11 protein-coding genes are annotated in these 17,328 nt (G+C 74.0%); 8 read left to right on the top strand and 3 right to left on the bottom strand.

Annotation, left to right across the window (positions count from 1 at the left end):
* The first annotated feature begins 11 nt into the window (after positions 1-11).
* Positions 12-1,187, top strand: a complete 1,176-nt coding sequence (locus ACPC54_RS25870; protein WP_498968085.1) for a serine hydrolase domain-containing protein — start codon at positions 12-14, stop codon at positions 1,185-1,187.
* Positions 1,188-1,309: 122 nt separating this feature from the next.
* Here the strand turns inward: ACPC54_RS25870 and ACPC54_RS25865 are convergent, their stop codons facing one another.
* Positions 1,310-2,011, bottom strand: coding sequence for a response regulator transcription factor (locus ACPC54_RS25865; protein WP_498968084.1), 702 nt, complete (start codon positions 2,009-2,011; stop codon positions 1,310-1,312).
* Positions 2,008-3,237, bottom strand: coding sequence for a sensor histidine kinase (locus ACPC54_RS25860; RefSeq protein WP_498968083.1), 1,230 nt, complete (start codon positions 3,235-3,237; stop codon positions 2,008-2,010). Before ACPC54_RS25860 ends, ACPC54_RS25865 begins: the two co-directional genes overlap by 4 nt.
* 327 nt (positions 3,238-3,564) lie before the next feature.
* On the opposite strand from ACPC54_RS25860, the gene ACPC54_RS25855 reads away from it, so the two are divergent.
* From ACPC54_RS25855 to ACPC54_RS25845, 3 genes are all read left to right on the top strand, one after another.
* The gene (locus ACPC54_RS25855; RefSeq protein ID WP_498968081.1) at positions 3,565-5,880 is read left to right on the top strand and encodes an MMPL family transporter; all 2,316 of its coding nucleotides are present in this window, start codon (positions 3,565-3,567) and stop codon (positions 5,878-5,880) included.
* Positions 5,881-6,111: 231 nt separating this feature from the next.
* On the top strand, positions 6,112-9,147 hold the full coding sequence (locus ACPC54_RS25850; protein WP_498968080.1) for a LodA/GoxA family CTQ-dependent oxidase: 3,036 nt from the start codon (positions 6,112-6,114) through the stop codon (positions 9,145-9,147).
* Positions 9,144-10,298, top strand: a complete 1,155-nt coding sequence (locus tag ACPC54_RS25845; protein ID WP_498968079.1) for a tryptophan 7-halogenase — start codon at positions 9,144-9,146, stop codon at positions 10,296-10,298. Before ACPC54_RS25850 ends, ACPC54_RS25845 begins: the two co-directional genes overlap by 4 nt.
* A gap of 142 nt (positions 10,299-10,440) precedes the next feature.
* Here the strand turns inward: ACPC54_RS25845 and ACPC54_RS25840 are convergent, their stop codons facing one another.
* Complete coding sequence (locus ACPC54_RS25840; protein ID WP_498968077.1) at positions 10,441-10,800, bottom strand: hypothetical protein; 360 nt, start codon at positions 10,798-10,800, stop codon at positions 10,441-10,443.
* A gap of 409 nt (positions 10,801-11,209) precedes the next feature.
* On the opposite strand from ACPC54_RS25840, the gene ACPC54_RS25835 reads away from it, so the two are divergent.
* The 4 genes from ACPC54_RS25835 to ACPC54_RS25820 all read left to right on the top strand — a co-directional run bounded on the left by ACPC54_RS25835 (position 11,210) and on the right by ACPC54_RS25820 (position 17,293).
* Complete coding sequence (locus tag ACPC54_RS25835) at positions 11,210-12,844, top strand: ABC-F family ATP-binding cassette domain-containing protein (RefSeq protein WP_498968075.1); 1,635 nt, start codon at positions 11,210-11,212, stop codon at positions 12,842-12,844.
* 411 nt (positions 12,845-13,255) lie between these two features.
* On the top strand, positions 13,256-14,239 hold the full coding sequence (locus ACPC54_RS25830; protein WP_498968073.1) for an ABC transporter permease: 984 nt from the start codon (positions 13,256-13,258) through the stop codon (positions 14,237-14,239).
* 1 nt (position 14,240) lies between these two features.
* Positions 14,241-15,140, top strand: coding sequence for an ABC transporter permease (locus ACPC54_RS25825; protein WP_498968071.1), 900 nt, complete (start codon positions 14,241-14,243; stop codon positions 15,138-15,140).
* Entirely contained in the window at positions 15,137-17,293 is a 2,157-nt protein-coding gene (locus ACPC54_RS25820; protein WP_498968070.1) for a dipeptide ABC transporter ATP-binding protein, read from the top strand. Before ACPC54_RS25825 ends, ACPC54_RS25820 begins: the two co-directional genes overlap by 4 nt.
* The last annotated feature ends 35 nt before the right edge of the window (positions 17,294-17,328 follow it).

Raw genomic sequence — 17,328 nt, 5'->3', positions numbered from 1 at the left:
GGAGTTCCTCCATGCACGAGCACGTACAGCACGACCGGACCGGCCGGCTCCGCCGCGGCCGGCGCGGGTTGGCGGTGGCCGTGGCCGCCGTGGCCGCCAGCGTCGTGGCGGCCGGGGCGCTGGCACCGACCACGGCGTCCGCGGACAGCAGGCCGGACAGCGTCCAGTCGAGCCTGAACGCGCTGGTCAAGGGCGACGGCCTGCCCGCCGCGCTGGCCTCCGTCAAGGGCCGCGACGGCCGCACCCGCACCTACACCGCCGGCGTCGGCGACCTCGCCACCGGAGCCAAGGTCCCCGTGGACGGGCAGGTACGGATCGGCAGCAACACCAAGGCCTTCACCGCCGTCGTCGTCCTCCAGCTCGTCGCCGAAGGAAAGGTCGGCCTGGACTCCCCCGTCGAGACCTACCTGCCGGGCCTGCTGCGCGGCGACGGCATCGACGGGCACACCATCACCGTCCGTCAACTGCTCCAGCACACCAGCGGCCTGCCCGACTACATGGAGACACCCGCGCTCCCGGACTTCACCACGATCCAGTACCGCTACTTCGAGCCCCGCGACCTGCTCGACAGCGCCCTCGCCCAGAAGGCCCGCTTCCCCGCGGGCACCAGCTGGGAGTACAGCAACACCAACTACGTCGTCGCCGGACTCCTCGTCCAGAAGGTCACCGGACGGCCGGTCGGCGAGGAGATCACCAAGCGCGTCATCGACCGCGTCGGCCTGCGCCACACCTACTTCCCCACCACCGGGGACATGAGCGTCCACGAGGCCCACCCGCACGGCTACTACCGCGGCTCGCCGGACGCGGCTCCGATCGACTACACCGAGATGGACTCCTCGGCGGCCTGGGCGGCGGGAGCGCTCGTCTCCACCAACACCGACCTCAACGCGTTCTACGCCGCGCTCCTCGGCGGCCGGCTCCTGCCCGCGGCGCAGCTCGCCGAGATGCGCACCACCGTCCCCGCCGAGCTCCTGGGCCCGGGGGTCCGCTACGGGCTGGGCCTGCAGAGCAAGCCGCTCTCCTGCGGCGGACTCCTCTGGGGCCACGGCGGGACCACCGCGGGATACCGCTCCCGCAACGGGATCACCGACGACGGCCGCGCCGCGGCCATCACGGTCACCGCCGTCCCGGGCGAGGCCGGCGCGCGGCACATGGCGGACGCCCTGGACGCGGCCCTCTGCCGCTGACCCGCCCCTCGGCGTGTCCAGGGTGCCGGACACCGGGCGGACGGCCGGTGTCCGGCACGACGGCAGGACACGCGCCGGCCCCGGCGGTCACGGAACGCCACAGCTCCGTGGCCGCCGGGGCCTCAGCCCGCCGGGTTCGCGCACCGGGCCTCCACCAGACCCGACTCGTACGCCGCGATCACCGCCTGGGCACGGTCGCGGACACTCAGCTTGGCGAAGATGCTGGTGATGTAGTTCTTGACCGTGGAGACGCTGATGCCCATCGCCGACGCGATCTCGGCGTTGTCGAGGCCGGTGGCCAGCAGGTGCCACACCTCGATCTCACGGGGCGTGAGTTCACCCAGGTCGGACACCGGCACCGGCGACGGCGCCTGCGGCAGGCGGGGTGCGGTGACGTAGGTGGAGATCAACCGGGTGAGCAGGCGCGGCGCCACCGCCGCCTCCCCGGTGTGCACGGTGCGCACGGCCGCCGAGAGCTCCTCCGGGGAGACGTCCTTGGGCAGGAACCCCGAGGCGCCGGCGCGCAGGGCGGCCACCACGTACTCGTCCATGTCGAAGGTGCTCAGCGCCAGGACCCGGCACGCGGGCAGCTCCCGCGCGATCCGCTCGGTCGCCTGGACCCCGTCGAGGACCGGCATCCGGATGTCCATCACCACGACGTGCGGCCGGTGCCGGTGCGCGAGGTCGACCGCCTGCTGCCCGTCGACCGCCTCGGCCACCACCTCGAACGCCGGGTCCGGCGCCAGGATCAGGGCCAGGCCGCGCCGCACCAGCGGCTGGTCGTCCGCGATCAGTACCCTGATCCGCTCCGGGGTCCCCGTCATCCGAGCCGCTCCTCTCCGTCGGCCGGCGCCGCCGGCAGGCTGGCCATCACCCGGAAGCCACCCCCGTCGACACCACCGGCCACCATGCTGCCGCCCTGCAGCGCGACGCGTTCGCGCATGCCGATCAGACCGTACCCGGTGCGGCCGGCCCTCGCTCCGGCCGCACCGCCCGCCCCCGTCAGGGATCCCATCAGGGTGTCGGCCGGCGCGGCGGCGCCGTTGTCGGTCACCTCGACGGTGACCCGGTCGGGGTGGTAGGTCAGCTCGACCCGCGCCTGGGCCCGGCCGGCGTGCTTGCGGGTGTTGGTGAGGGACTCCTGGACGATCCGGAACACCGCCAGGCCGGTGCTCGGCGGCAGTGGACGCTCCTCCCCCAGGACGGCGAACTCCGTGGGCAGACCGGCCCTGCGGGACTCCTCGACGAGCCCTCCGAGGTGCCCGACGCCGGGCTGCGGCGCGGACGGCGTCCCGTCCGCCTCCTCCCGCGCGTCGCCGGCCCGGAGCACGTCGAGGAGCTGGCGCATCTCGCGCAGCGCCATCCGCCCGGAGCCCTCCAGCGTGACCAGGGCGTCGCGCACCACCTCGGTGTCACCCCCGAGGTTCGCTCTGGCACCGCCGGCCATCAGCTGCATGGTGGTGATGTGGTGGGCCACGATGTCGTGCAACTCCCGTGCGATGCGGCGCCGTTCCTGCGCCACCGCGCGGTCGGCCAGCAGCCTGCGCCTGACCTCCACCTCGTGCTGCCAACGCTTCAGCACCTCGGCCGCGGCGATGACCAGCGCCGCATCGAGCACGGTGACCGCCAGCTCCCCCGCCGGAGGGGGCAGCGGATGCCCCTGACCCAGGAGTGGCACGACGGCCGCTACCAGGGCGGCGGGCGCCGCCACCGCGATGCCGCGGGAGCGGGCCACGGCGAACAGCGCGACGCACAGCGAGGAGTTGAAGTGCGGCGGCACCGGCCCGCTCAGGTTCAGTGCCAGGCCGAGGACCAGCACACCCGCCAGTGACGCCAGCGGGTAGCGGCGCCTGGTGAGCAGCGGCATGGCCCCCAGGACGAGCAGGACTAGCGCGGTCAGGGCGATCGGCTGGCTTCCGTCCAGACCGCCGAGCGAGTAGCCGAGGAGGTCCAGGACGGCCGCCCCGACCGCCACCAGCGCGTCACTGGCCGTCCAGGGCAGGCCGTCGGGTATCGGTGACGCCGGCAGGGGCGGGTGGTGCGTCGACATGCTGGTGCTGGTCCTTTCCGTGGCCGGTCGGCACCGGCCTCCGCCGGTCCACCGCGGCCGTCGTCCGTGCGGCGGGTGCCGTTCCCGCAACGGCCGGCGGCCCCCGGGGCGACGCCTCCGCGGTCCATTCTCGCAGCGGCTCCCGGCCCCGGGCCGGCACCCCGGACCGATCCCCGACCAGGCCCCTGGTCCTGGTCGGGGCCGTGTACCGGGCCCAGATCCCGACGGCGTTCTCCTCCCCCGCTCGGACGAGAAGGCCCGGTACGCCGTGATGGTCTGAAGACGTGCCGGAACCCCCCGGCTGCAGCACCACAGCCGGAGGACATCGTGATCCGCGCCCTGACCGGATTCTCCACCAGAAATCCGTGGAAGGTGATCGCCGTATGGGCGGTCCTGGGAATACTCCTGACCGTCCTGAGTCAGACCTTGATCTACCGGGTGACCCAGACCCAGACGGCGGACTTCCTGCCGAAGAGCTACGACTCGGCCGCCGCCATGGAGATCGCCCACAACCGCTTCGGGACGAAGCCCGACGCCAACCCGGTGACCGTCCTGGTCGCGCGGACCGACGGCCGGGCGCTGACCCCCACGGACCGGGAGCGGATCGACGCCGGGGCGAAGCGGCTGAGCCGCCTGAAGGTCACCATGCCCAAGCCCAAGGACGCGGCGCCCCTGCAACGGGACTACTCGCAGGTCCCCCAGGTCGGTCCGGCCATGACGGCACCTGACGGAACCTTCGAGCTGCTCTCCGCCAACCTCACCGGAAACGCCGCCGACCCGGGCCTGGAGAACACCTTCCGGGCGTTCCGGGACAACGCCCGGGCGGAGTTCGCCGCCCAGGGCCTGCGAACCGGCTTCACCGGCCCGCTCGCCGAGCAGGTCGACTCCGCCGACGACGGGAAGACCCTGGCGACCATCGCCGGCGCCTGCTCCGTCGCCCTGATCGTGCTGCTCCACGTCCTCGTGTTCCGCAGCGTCCTGGCCGCCCTGCTGCCGCTGATCTCGATGGCCCTCATCAGCGGCGTGGCCGCCGGCGCGGTCGTGGGCATCGCGCTGCTCACCGGCATCAAGCTCGACTCCTCCGTACCGAGCCTCATCACCGTGGTGCTCCTGGGCATCGGCGTCGACTACTTCCTGTTCCTGATGTTCCGCTTCCGCGAGCAGCTGCGGGCCCGACCCGATCGCCACCACCGCCCCATCGCCGCCGAGGTGAGCCAGAAGGTCGGCACCGCGGTCACCTCGGCCGCGCTGACCATCGTCGCCGCCTTCGCCACCCTGGGGATCGCCAGCTTCGGCGAGTTCCGGGTGCTCGGCCCGGCCGTCGCGGTCTCGGTCCTGGTCATGCTGCTGGCCAGCCTCACCCTGATGCCCGCCGTGCTCGCGGCCTGCGGACGCAAGCTGTTCTGGCCGTCCCGCGCCCTCAAGGCCGAACCCCGCGACGGTGCCGCGGCCCGGTTCGGCGCCCTGGTGGCCCGCCGGCCGCTGACCATGGTCCTCGCCTCGCTCGCCCTCCTGGGCGCCCTGGCCGGCGGGCTGGCCGGGATCAGGATGGACTACGGCCTCGGCGGCGGCGGCCCCCGCACCGCGGCCCAGACCACCGCCCTCGAAATCTCCCGCGCCCTGCCCGCCGGCGTGGCGGACCCGACCAGCGTCTACGTGGAGACCAAGAACGCCGGCCCGCTCGCCCCCGGCGCACTCGACGGCCTGACCCAGCGCCTCACCCGGGTCCCCGGCGTCGGCCAGGTGGCCGAGCCCGTCCTGAGCGAGAGCCGGCAGGCCGCGCGGATCGACCTGTTCCTCACCGAGGACCCGCAGTCCCAGCGGGCCCGTGACCTGGTCTCCGGCCCGGTCCGCGCAGCCGTCGCCCAGAGCACACCCGCCGACCTGTCCGCGCACGTCACCGGCACCCCGGCCGTCTTCGCCGACGTCTCCACCGCCGTCGACCGCGACCTTCGGCTGGTCTTCCCGGTCGCGGCGGTACTGATCGGGGTGATCCTCCTCCTGCTGCTGCGCAGCCTGCTCGCACCGGTGGTCCTGATGCTCTCCGTCTGCCTCGGCTTCGCGGCCACCCTCGGCGCGGTCGCCCTGCTGTACCAGCACGCGATGGACAAGCCGGGCGTCAACTTCATGCTGCCCCTGGTCCTGTTCCTGTTCGTGGTCGCGCTCGGCACCGACTACAACATCCTGATCAGCGACCGGATCCGGGAGGAGATGCAGCACCCCGGGCCGCCCCGGGCGGCGGTCGCGCGCGCCCTGCGGCACACCGCCCCGGCCATCGCGACGGCGGGCCTCGTCCTGGCCGGCTCCTTCGCCAGCCTCGCGGTGAACCCGCAGCCCTCCACCCAGCAGATCGGCTTCGCCACCGCGCTCGGCATCCTGCTCTCCGCGTTCCTGCTGTCCATCGTGCTGGTGCCCGCCCTGGCCGCGATCCTCGGCCGCAGCCTGTGGTGGCCGCTGCGCCCCGGACGCGCGGCCACCCGGCCCGCCGACCGGCACCGCGCGGACGCACCGCACTCGCCGCAGTCGCCGCCCTGGTCCCAGCGCCCCGCGCCGCCGCACCAGGACACCCACCCCCAGCCGCACGCGCCGCAGGACGACCAGGGCGCCGACCCCTCCTGGGCCCGCTGGAGCCATCACTCGTAGGGCGCGGCCCGTCCCGACGTTGTCACCGCGGCCCGGCCGGGGCGACCACTGCTGGCCGATTGGAGTGAGCCGCACCGCGTCCGGACCGCCACCTGGGCGGTTCGGACGTACCTCGGCGCGCCGCCCCTCGAACGTTCGCGCACGCTGGTCCGAGGCCCGGAAGCCACCGAGCGGCGCCGACCGCGACGCTCCGCCGGCCCCGGCCCTCGACCGCACCGACGGGAGCACAGCATGTTCGGGACCCCGGAACCCCTCGACGACAGCGCGGGGGCGCCGTCCCTGCCCGGCTGCGCCGAGGACGCGGCCGGCGCGCTCAAGCAGATGTTCGTGGACATCACCCAGGGCGGGCGGCTGGCCAACGGCCAGGACCCGGTCAAGCGGCCGGTGTTCCTCAAGCCGCACGGCGTCGCCCGGGGCACGCTCACGGTCGCCGACGACCTGCCGGCCGACCTGCGCGTCGGCTTCCTGGAGGCCGCCCGCACCCGGCCGGGCGGCCTGACCGCGTGGGTGCGGTTCTCCAGCGACACCGTGCCGGGCCTGCCCGACCTGCGGACCACCCTCGGCGCCGGCATCAAGCTGTTCGGCGTACCCGGCCCGAAGCTGCTGGAGGGCTACACCGAGGCGGGCACCCAGGACCTGCTGGTGCAGAACCACGACGTGTTCTTCGTCGACACCGCCGAGGACATGTGCGAGTTCACCAAGGCCGGTGTCGTCGACGGGAGTTACGACCGGTACCTGGAGGCCCATCCGGTCACCCGGCGGATCCTCGGCGAGATGGCCAAGGTCGAGCACAGCGTGCTGACCGCCACCTACTGGGGCGTCCTGCCCTACGCCTTCGGAGCGGACCGCTTCGTCAAGTACAAGCTGGTGCCCGCCGGTTGCGCGCCCGGCGACCCGGCGTCGACCCCGCCCGACGAGGACCCCGGCTACCTCGGTGCCGACCTGGTCCACCGGCTCGCCGCCGGGCCGGCCGCCTTCGACCTGATGCTCCAGTTCCGCACCGACGACGAGGCGATGCCGCTGGACATGGCCACCGTGCGGTGGGAGGAGTCCGCGAGCACCCCCGTGAAGGCGGCCCGGCTGACCCTCCAGCAGCAGGACGTCACGGCCCGGGGCCAGGCCGAGTACGGCGAGAACCTCTCCCTCAACCCGTGGCACAGCCTCGCGGAGCACCGCCCGATCGGCAGCATCTCCGAGGTGCGCAGGACGGTGTACCTGGCATCGGCCGAACAGCGCCGCGACGTCAACGGCATCCCGACGGCCGAACCCGGCCCCGCCCGCCCGCGGATCACCCCGAAGGCGGGCCGCGACCGCCGGATCGTCCGGGCCGCCGTGCACCCGGCCATCGGCGTGGCCCGGGTCGGCGACAGCACGACGGCGGACTACGTCCTCGCCCCCGAGGTCGACGAGCCGGCTCCGCCCGCCAACGGCTACAAGGACGCCACCGGCGCCCTGCTGCGCCAGGCCGTCAGGTTCCGCGTCTACGGCTACAACGCCGCCGGGGAGCCGGTCGCCGAACTGACCGCCGACAACGCCGACCTGCGCTGGACCGTGCACGTCGCCAACTCGAAGGCCGCCTGGTACCAGTTCCAGATCGCCCTGGACATCCCGGAGGCGGCCCAGGCCGATCCCAGCAACCTGCGCAACGCCACGATCCCGGCCGACCAGCGCCCGCTGCTGGTCATCGACCCCGGCCCCCGCTCGGTCCGCGGCCGCGACCGCGGCGACAAGCCCGAGTACCGCTTCGACACCGGCAGCTTCCTGGGCAAGCCGGTCTACCTCGGGGAGCTGCGCACCGACGGCAGCGGCCGGCTGATCTTCCTCGGCGGCCACGGCCTCTCGGCCTCCGCGCACGGAACCCCCGCCGACACCTTCGCCAACAACGACGGCTGGCACGACGACACCTCGGACGGCCCGGTCACCGCCGAGGTGAGCATCGACGGCCGGCCGATCCCGGTCGAGCCGGGCTGGGTGGTGACCGCACCGCCCGACTACGCGCCCGGGCTCGCCTCGGTGCGCACGATGTACGACCTGGTGCGCGGCTCCTTCTTCAGCGCCGGACTGGTCGACGAACCGCGCCAGGTCTCGTTCACCCGTGACGTGCTGCCCGTGCTGCGGCGGCTGTCCGGGCTGCAGTGGGTCAACAAGGGCCTGGCCGCCCAGTTCGGCTTCGGCGGGCGCGAGGACCTCGTCGACCCGGCCCGGATCGCCCTGCTGGCGGATCCCTCGCGGGTGCAGCAGGAACTCCGCCGGCAGATCTGGCTCTCCATCCGCGACTACGACCGCGACGGCATGTCACCGGTGCCCTGGCCGGCCGTCTACGGCGACGCGATGAACCTGCCGCCCACGTCCGTGCGCCAGCACGTGACGCTCTCCCCGCTGCAGTACCGCCTCCTGCAGCGCTGGGCCCGCGGGGACTTCGTCAACGACTACCCCCCGAATAGCCCGCCGCCCGGCTCCCTCGACAAGGTCCCGCTCGCCCTGCAGCCCGAGACCCTCGACCGGGCGGCCCTGTCGTCCTGCCTCGCCGACGCCTTCCACCCCGGCTGCGAACTGACCTGGCCGATGCGCCACACCACCCTGTACAGCGGCCCGTTCCGGATCCGGCACCGCGACCCGAAGGCGCCGCCCCCGCCGTACTACGGCCAGACGCTCACCCCGGAGACCGCGCTCTCCCTCGACGGCCCGCTGCACGCCCAGGGCCCGGGCGACCTGACCCGGTGGATGGCCGTGCCGTGGCAGACCGACACGGCGAGCTGCCGGTCCGGCTACGAGTACAGCGCCTCCCTCGGCCTCGGCCCGTACGACCCGTACCTGCCCACCTTCTGGCCGGCCCGGGTGCCCAACCACGTGCTCGCCGAGGAGGACTTCGCCGTCGTGGTCGACACCTCCAAGCCGATCGCCGACCGGCTGGCCGCGTTCCAGAACCGGAGGACCTGGCTGCGCTGGCTGCCCCGCGACTACGCGGCCGCCATCAACGCGATGGTGCGGGACTTCGGCAAGCTCGGTGTGGTCGAGCGCCGCCAGGGCCCCACTGACGATCCCCGCCTGCCGGCGGAGCTCCTGGTGGAGTCCGAGGTGAGCTTCCCGCCCGTGCCCGCCCCGCCGGCCGGGCGCAACCTGGTCACCGTGCACGTGGACGCCGCCGCCGACCCGGCCCTGGGCGCGGCCGCCCTGGCCACCGCGGTGACCATGACGGACGCCCCCGACGAAGAGGTCTCGGTGGGGTACATCGAGAAGGTCAAGCGCTTCCGGCCGCGCCGGTGACGGCTCGCCCGCCGGCCCGCCCGCGCCCGTCCGGCCCCGTCGACGCCCTGGTGGCGGGCGGAGGCCCGGCGGGCGCCGTGGCGGCGCTCGTCCTGGCCCGGGCCGGCCACCGCGTCGAGCTGCTGGACGACGGCGGCCGGGCCCCGCGCCCGGACGGACCCGCGTTCAAGATCGGCGAGTTCCTGCCGCCCGCCGCCCGGCCCCTGCTGCGCGACCTCGGCCTGCTGGACGGCTTCCTGGCCGCCGGCCACCCCGTCTCCACCGGCACCTACGCCGCCTGGGGGTCGGCCGCACTGCACGGCCGCAGCCACCTGTTCGACCCGTACGGGCACGGCTGGCACCTCGACCGGCTCCGCTTCGACGCCTTCCTGCGGGACGCGGCCGTCGCGGCGGGCGCCGAGCTGCGCCGGGCCACCGTGCTGGACCGGGTCGGCGACCACCTGACCGTCCGCGACCCGGCCACCGGCGCGGTGACGGAGCGGGCCGCCCGCTGGACGGTCGACGCCACCGGCCGCCGCTGCGTCATCGGCCGCCGCCACGGTCGGCGCCGGCGGCAGGACCGGCTCGTCGCCGCGTACGCGGTGTTCCCGGACCGGCGCCGGCCGTGGCCGGCGGACGCCGAGGCCCGCACCCTGGTGGAGGCGGCGCCGCAGGGCTGGTGGTACACCACCCGGATCCCGGCCGGCCGGCTGGTCGCCCACCTGACCGACGCCGACCTCGCCGCCCCGGACCTGCGCACCCCGCGGGGCTTCTGGCGCGCGCTCAGCCGCACCGTCCACCTCCGGCACCGCCTGACCGGGCACGGTCCGGCCTCAACTCCCGTGCCACGCTGGGCTCCTGCGCACGGCCTGCGGCTCACCCCGGCGGCCGGCCCCGGCTGGGTGGCGACCGGAGACGCCGCCCTCGCCTTCGACCCGCTCTCCTCGCAGGGCATCCTCACCGCGCTGCACACCGGCGCCCGGGCCGGACGGACCGTGGCCGACTGCCTCGCCGACACGCGGCGATCCGGCGCCGCACTCGCCGACTACACGGCGTTCCTCGGCGGGATCGCGGCGGCCTACCGGCGAAACCACGCGGATGCGTACGCCCAGGAGCGGCGCTGGCCGCTCGACCCGTTCTGGCACCGCCGCCGGACGGCGGACGGCCCCTGACCGGCCCGGGCTCAGCGCGTCAGGTGCCGTTCCAGGGGGCGCGGAACGAGCCGTTCGCCGAGGACGGCGACGTCGCGCTCGGGCCGGTCGGGCCGGGATCCGGGCCCGCCGCCGGCCGGACGGGCCCGAACCCCGCGCGCGGTCAGGCCGGGACGACGCGGTAGCTCACGGCCGGGAAGGGCACGTCGGACTGGGCCAGCGAGCCGGTGAGCCACCCGGCGCTGCCGGTGCAGCCCGCGCCGGGGAAGAGCGCCACGGACGCGGAGCCGTTGGCGACCTGGACGGACCGGGCGGGCGTCGACAGGGTGTGGCAGGTGCCGAGGTCATTGAGGTCGACCGTCGTCACCGCGCCGCTCCCGCCGGTGCCCGTGTACAGGTAGGCACCCGGCTGCAGGGGAGGCCAGCCGGCGGCCTGCGCCCCTCCGGCACCGAGGCCCAGCACGACCGCGGCCGCGGCCGCCGTGACGGCGAGGCCGCGGAGCACTGCCTTGGGGGTGAACATGTGAACCACCTTCCAATCGTGTGATGGTGCTGCGGGTCGGTAGACGGGGCCCGGAAGTCCGGCGTTCCTGCGTTCCTGCCGTGGCGACGGCCCCCGCGCCCCATCGTTCCGTCCCGAACCGTCCGTCCACATCAGTCATTTGACTGACGCGGTCCGCTCGCGGATTCGGACTCCGCAGCGGCCCGGGGCGGCTGCTACAGTCGAGGAGACCTGTAGTCGTGTGATCGAGGAGTGGCAGACGTGGCGGGTGACGACGACATCTCCGGGTGAGATCCGGATCTGACGGCCACCGGCCGGCGCTTCAGGAGCGCCGCCGCCGAGGTGGTCCGTTTCGTCGTTCCCCTTTCCGCCCGTCTTCCCGGGGCAGAGCTCTGTCCTCCCGCCCCCGCTCCCCTTCGAGGTCATCCCCATGTCCGACGCTGCCGTCGTCTGCTCCAACGTCTCCTTCGCCTGGCCCGACGACACCCCGGTCTTCCACGACCTGTCCTTCACCGTCCCGCCCGGCCGCACCGGCCTGGTCGCCCCCAACGGCTCCGGCAAGAGCACCCTGCTGAAGCTGATCGCGGGTGAACTCCGCCCCGCCACCGGCTCGGTGACGGTCACCGGCAGGCTCGGGCACCTGCGCCAGAGCCTGCCGCTGAGCTCCGACCTGACCGTCGCCGAGGTGCTCGACATCGCCGGGATCATCCGCGCCATCGACGCGGTGGAATCCGGGGACGTCGACGAGCGGCACTTCACCACCATCGGCGACGACTGGGACATCGAGGAGCGCACCCGCGCCCAGCTCGACCGCCTCGGCCTGACCGGCCTCGCCCTGGACCGCAGCCTGGGCACGCTCAGCGGCGGCCAGATCGTCTCCCTCGGCCTCGCCGCCCAACTCCTCAAGCGGCCGGACGTGTTGCTGCTCGACGAGCCGACCAACAACCTCGACGCGCGGGCCCGACACAAGCTCTACGACGTGCTGACCGACTTCACCGGCTGCCTGCTGCTGGTCAGCCACGACCGCGCGCTGCTGGACCGCATGCAGTCCATCGCCGAGCTCGACGGCGGCGAACTGCGCTTCCACGGCGGCGACTTCACCTCCTATCAGGAGGCCGTTCGGGCCGAGCAGGAGGTCGCCGAGAAGAACGTCCGCAACGCCGAACAGGAACTGAAGCGGGAGAAGCGGGAGTTGCAGCAGGCCCGCGAACGCGCCGAGCGCCGCCAGAGCAACGCCGCCCGCAACCTCAAGAACGCCGGCCTGCCCCGGATCTTCGCCGGAAACATGAAGCGCGGCGCCCAGGAATCCGCAGGCCGGGCCGGGCAGATGCACGCGACCCGGGTCAGCGAGGCCAGGGCCCGGCTCGACGAGGCCGGGCGCGCCCTGCGCGAGGAACAGCGCCTCGCCCTGGACCTGCCCGACACCCAGGTGCCCGCCGGGCGCAACCTGTTCCTCGGCGAGGGGCTGCAGGTGCACCACGCCGGGCGGCCGGTGTTCGCCGAAGGCGGCGTCGACCTGAACGTCCGCGGCCCCGAGCGCATCGCGCTGACCGGGCCCAACGGCGCCGGGAAGAGCACCCTGCTGCGCCTGGTCGCCGGCGAACTCGCCTCGGACGCTGGGGAGATCAGGCGCAACGACGGGCGGATCGCCTACCTCTCGCAGCGTCTGGACCTGCTGGACCTCGACCGCACCGTGGCGGAGAACTTCGCCGCCTTCGCGCCCGAGCGGCCCGAGACCGAGCGGATGAACCTGCTCGCCCGCTTCCTGTTCCGCGGCGCCCGCGCCCACCTGCCGGTCGGGGTGCTCTCCGGCGGTGAGCGGCTGCGCGCCACCCTGGCGTGCGTGCTGTGCGCGGAGCCGGCCCCGCACCTGCTGCTGCTCGACGAGCCGACCAACAATCTCGACCTGGTCAGCGCGGGCCAGTTGGAGAGCGCGCTGAACTCCTATCAGGGCGCCTTCCTGGTGGTCAGCCACGACGAGCGCTTCCTCGCCGAGATCGGGGTGAACCGCTGGCTCCGGCTGGCCGACGGCGCGCTGGAGGAGACCGCGGCCCCCGGGGCGTGAGCCGCCGGGGCGCACACCGGCCCGGCGCACTGTGGACGCCCGTGACGCCGACTTTGCGTGACATGGCAGTCACATGACAGTCACCTGCGAATGCTTCCCTGAAGCCGATCCTGATCAAAGAATGACTCGACAGCAGGCCTCGGCACCTCCGATTCGGAGGGCCGAGCCCGGCACTGCCTCACGAGCACAGCGCCGCCCCGATCAGCGTCGCGCTTCCACCCCGCAGAAAGCCACGTCGAGCATGCCCAGAACCGGCCCACCGCCGCCCGCCCGCCGCGCGGTCCTCCGTACCGCGCACCGTACGGCCCGTCGCACGGCCTGCGTCACGGCCCGTGGCACGGCCCGCCGTACGGCCTCCGCCGCCGTGCCGCGCACCGCGACCGCCACCGCGGCGCGCGGGAAGGCGGGGGCATGCTCCGCCACGTGATGCGCAAGGCGGCCGGGTGGCTGGCCATGATCGTGGTCGCCACCAACGTCACGTACGTCCTCGCCGCCTGGTTCCTCGACCCGAGGTCCAACTACCAGGGCACCCGCCCGGTCCGCACCGAGGAGGAGATCGACCGGGCCCTGGCGCCGTACAACCTGGACCCGCGGGTGCCGCTGGTGGAGCGGTGGTGGCACTGGTTCCGTGACGTGGTGCTGCACTTCGACTGGGGGAAGTCCCCGGTCGGGGCCTCGGTGAACGACGAGATCGGCTTCCGGGTGCTGGTCAGCGGCCAACTGGTCACCGCCGCCACGCTGTTGTCGGTGCTCCTCGGGGTCGCGCTGAGCGTCTCCACGGCGTCCCGGCAGTACGGCTGGTGGGACCGGACGACGCAGCTGGTCTCGGTCTTCCTGTTCAACGTCCCCACCGCCGTCGCCGCGCTGGGCGTGGTCCTCGTCGGAATCCGGCTCAACCAGGGCCTCGGGCTGCGCTTCCTGTACGTCGCCGGGGAGAAGTCCCCGACCGTCGAGGGCCTGCTGCCCACCGTCGCCGACCGGTTCCAGCACCTCATCCTGCCGACCCTGAGCCTCACCCTGCTGGGGTATGTGGGCTACCACCTGACCCAGCGCACCCTGCTGCTCGACGCCATCGACTCGGACTACGTGCGCACCGCACGCGCCACCGGGCTGACCCGCGCCCAGGCGATCCGCCGCCACGCGCTGCGCGCCTCGCTGATCCCCACCGCCACCTCCCTCGCCTTCGGCATCCCCGCCGTCTTCACCGGCGCGGTCATCACCGAGACCGTCTTCGGCTGGAACGGCATGGGCCAGTACTTCACCCAGACCATCGGCAAGAACGACGTGCACGGCGCCGTCGCGGTCGCGGCGTTCGGCGCGGCCATGACCGCGATCGGCGCCGTCCTCGCCGACCTCGCCGTCGTCGTCCTCGACCCACGGGTGCGGGTGAGCTGACATGACGACCACCGCGCTCCCCTCCCCCGTGCGGCCCGCCCCGGGCAGCGGCCGGCTGTACCTGCGGCGGTTCGCCCGCAACCGCGGCGCCCTGGTCGGCGTCGCCCTCTTCGCCCTGCTGGTGCTGTTCAGTGCCCTCGGCGGCCTCTTCTCCCCCTTCACCTTCACCGACGCGGACTTCACCGCACTCACCCGACCCCCGGGCGCGGCGCACTACTTCGGTACCAACCAGGGCGGCAACGACGTCTACGCCGAGGCGGTGCACGGACTGCAGCGCTCGCTGGTGATCGCGGTCGGCGTGTCGGTGCTGACCATCGTGCTGGCCGCGCTGATCGGCGCGGGAGCCGCGTACCTCGGCGGCCGGGTCGAGAAGCTGACCCTGGCGGTCATCCACTTCCTGCTGGTCGTCCCGTCGTTCCTGATCCTCGCCCTGGTCTCGCACCGCCTCGCCGGCGACTGGCGGGTGCTGATCGTCGCGCTCACCGTCTTCGGCTGGATGACGACCGCCCGCGTCGTCTGGTCGCTGTCCACGTCGCTGCGCGAGCGCGACTACGTGCTGGCCGCCGAGTTCATGGGGGTGCGGCCGTGGCGGATCGTCGTGCGGCACATCATCCCCAACCTGGGCTCCCTGCTGGTGGTCAACCTGACCCTCGGCGTCGTCGCCACCGTGCTCAGCGAGACGGCCCTGTCCTTCCTCGGCTTCGGCGTCCAGACCCCCGACGTGTCCCTGGGGACCATGCTCGCGGACGGCTCCGGCACCATCACCAGCGCGCCGTGGCTGTTCCTGTTCCCCGCCGGCCTCCTCGTCCTGCTCACGGTCTCGATGACGCTCGTCGGCGACGGGCTGCGCGACGCCCTCGACCCCACCTCGCTCTCGGCGGCCTCGGGAGGCGCACGATGACGTTCACCCTCGCACCCGCCCCCGCGCACCCGTCGCCCGGCGACGGGCCGACCCCCGTGCTGTCCGTACGGGACCTGCGGATCTCCTTCCCGTCCGAAGCCGGTCCGGTCGAGGCGGTGCGCGGGGTCAGCTTCGACCTGCTGCCCGGCCGGACGCTCGGCATCGTCGGCGAGTCCGGGTCCGGCAAGTCCGCGACCGCGATGGGCGTCATGGGGCTGCTCCCGCCGACCGCCCGGATGTCGGGCCACGTGCTGCTCGGCGGCCGCGACCTGGTCGGCCTGGGCGACGCCCGGCTGTCCCGGGTGCGCGGCAAGGACATCGGCATGGTCTTCCAGGACCCGCTGTCCGCGCTGACCCCGATCTTCCCGGTCGGCCGGCTGCTCTCCGACGCGCTGCGCGTGCACCAGAGCCTGTCGAAGCAGGCCGCGTGGAACCGCGCGGTGGAACTCCTCGACCTGGTCGGCATCCCCGAACCGCGGCGCCGTGCGCGGTCGTTCCCGCACGAGTTCTCCGGCGGGATGCGCCAGCGCGTGGTCATCGCCCTGGCCATGGCGAACGCGCCGTCCGTCATCGTGGCGGACGAGCCGACCACCGCCCTCGACGTGACCGTCCAGGCCCAGATCCTCGACGTGCTGCGGACGGCGCAGACCGAGACCGGCGCGGGGGTCGTGCTGATCACGCACGACCTCGGCGTGGTCGCCGGGTACGCCGACGACGTCGCCGTGATGTACGCCGGGCGGATCGTCGAACGGGCGGGCGTCGACGCACTGTTCCGGCGGCCCACCATGCCCTACACGATCGGCCTGCTCGGCGCCGTCCCCCGCCCCGACGCCCCGAAGGGCCGCCCGCTGGTGCCGATCGGCGGCGAACCCCCGTCGCTGGTGGCGCTCCCGGCCGGGTGCCCCTTCGCCGACCGGTGCCCCGCCGTGCTCGACCGCTGCCGCACGGCCGAACCCGAGGCGACGGCCGTCGCCGGGCACGGGCAGGTCGCCTGCCTGCGGGCCGAGGAGATCGCCGAGGGGCGGCTGCCGGCGGAGACGCTGTTCCCGGGGGCGGACGGCAGCGCCGAGGGCGCTCCGGACGCCTCTGATTTCCCGGATTCCTCTGATTCCTCTGATTCCCCGGACTCCCCGGACTCCCCGGACTCCCCGGGCGAGGTGGTCCTTCGGGTGTCCGGCCTGGCCAAGACCTTCCCCGTCACCAAGGGCGCGTTCCTGAAGCGCCGCATCGGCACGCTGCACGCCGTCAGCGACGTCGGGTTCGACCTCCGGGCCGGCGAAACCCTGGGCCTGGTGGGCGAGTCCGGCAGCGGGAAGACCACCGCGTTGCTGGAGATCCTGCGGCTCAGGCCGCCGGAGCGCGGCCGGATCGAGGTCGCCGGGACGGACGTCGCCGACCCCGTCCCCGCCGACCGGCTGCGGGAGCTGCGCGGCGCGGTGCAGATCGTCATGCAGGACCCGATGGGGTCCCTCGACCCGCGGCTCACCGTGTTCCACCTGCTCGCCGAGCCCCTGCAGGCGGTCGGCGCCGACCGGGCGACGATCCGGGCCCGGGTGGCCGAACTCCTGGGCCTGGTCCGCCTCGACGCCTCGGTGACCGAGCGCTTCCCCGCGGCCCTGTCCGGCGGCCAGCGCCAGCGCGTCGGCATCGCCCGAGCCCTGGCGACCCGGCCCCGGATCGTGGTCCTGGACGAGCCCGTCTCGGCCCTGGACGTCTCCGTGCAGGCCGGCGTCGTCAACCTGCTCGCCCGGCTCAAGCGCGAGCTCGGCCTGGCGTACCTGGTCGTCGCCCACGACCTGGCCGTGATGCGGCACTTCGCCGACCGCATCGCCGTCATGTACCTCGGGCACATCGTCGAGACCGGCAGCACCGAGGAACTCTTCACGAACCCCCGGCACCCGTACACCGAGGCCCTGCTCTCGGCGATCCCGGTGCCCGACCCGCGGCGCGAGCGCTCCCGCGAGCGGATCGTGCTCGACGGCGAGCAGCCGAGCGCGTCGAACCTCCCGCAGGGCTGCGTCTTCGTCGACCGCTGCCCGCTGTACCGGCTGCTCGACGACGACGGTCTGCGCGAGCGCTGCCGGACCCGCCGGCCCGCCCTCGGCCCGGCCGCACCCGGCGCCGACCACCGCCACGCCTGCCACGCCCGCTGACACCGAACACCTCACCGGTCGAACCCAGTCGAACC

The organism is Kitasatospora sp. NPDC094028 (assembly GCF_049543595.1).
Taxonomy (GTDB): Bacteria; Actinomycetota; Actinomycetes; order Streptomycetales; family Streptomycetaceae; genus Kitasatospora.
This window is presented reverse-complemented; position numbering and strand designations above follow the sequence as displayed.

What these genes read in the sequence shown, in the direction of transcription:
- ACPC54_RS25870 (WP_498968085.1), top strand. Translation starts at nt 12, where the DNA reads ATGCACGAGCACGTACAGCACGACCGGACCGGCCGGCTCCGCCGCGGC.
- ACPC54_RS25865 (WP_498968084.1), bottom strand. Translation starts at nt 2,011, where the DNA reads ATGACGGGGACCCCGGAGCGGATCAGGGTACTGATCGCGGACGACCAG.
- ACPC54_RS25860 (WP_498968083.1), bottom strand. Translation starts at nt 3,237, where the DNA reads ATGTCGACGCACCACCCGCCCCTGCCGGCGTCACCGATACCCGACGGC.
- ACPC54_RS25850 (WP_498968080.1), top strand. Translation starts at nt 6,112, where the DNA reads ATGTTCGGGACCCCGGAACCCCTCGACGACAGCGCGGGGGCGCCGTCC.
- ACPC54_RS25840 (WP_498968077.1), bottom strand. Translation starts at nt 10,800, where the DNA reads ATGTTCACCCCCAAGGCAGTGCTCCGCGGCCTCGCCGTCACGGCGGCC.
- ACPC54_RS25835 (WP_498968075.1), top strand. Translation starts at nt 11,210, where the DNA reads ATGTCCGACGCTGCCGTCGTCTGCTCCAACGTCTCCTTCGCCTGGCCC.
- ACPC54_RS25830 (WP_498968073.1), top strand. Translation starts at nt 13,256, where the DNA reads ATGCTCCGCCACGTGATGCGCAAGGCGGCCGGGTGGCTGGCCATGATC.
- ACPC54_RS25825 (WP_498968071.1), top strand. Translation starts at nt 14,241, where the DNA reads ATGACGACCACCGCGCTCCCCTCCCCCGTGCGGCCCGCCCCGGGCAGC.
- ACPC54_RS25820 (WP_498968070.1), top strand. Translation starts at nt 15,137, where the DNA reads ATGACGTTCACCCTCGCACCCGCCCCCGCGCACCCGTCGCCCGGCGAC.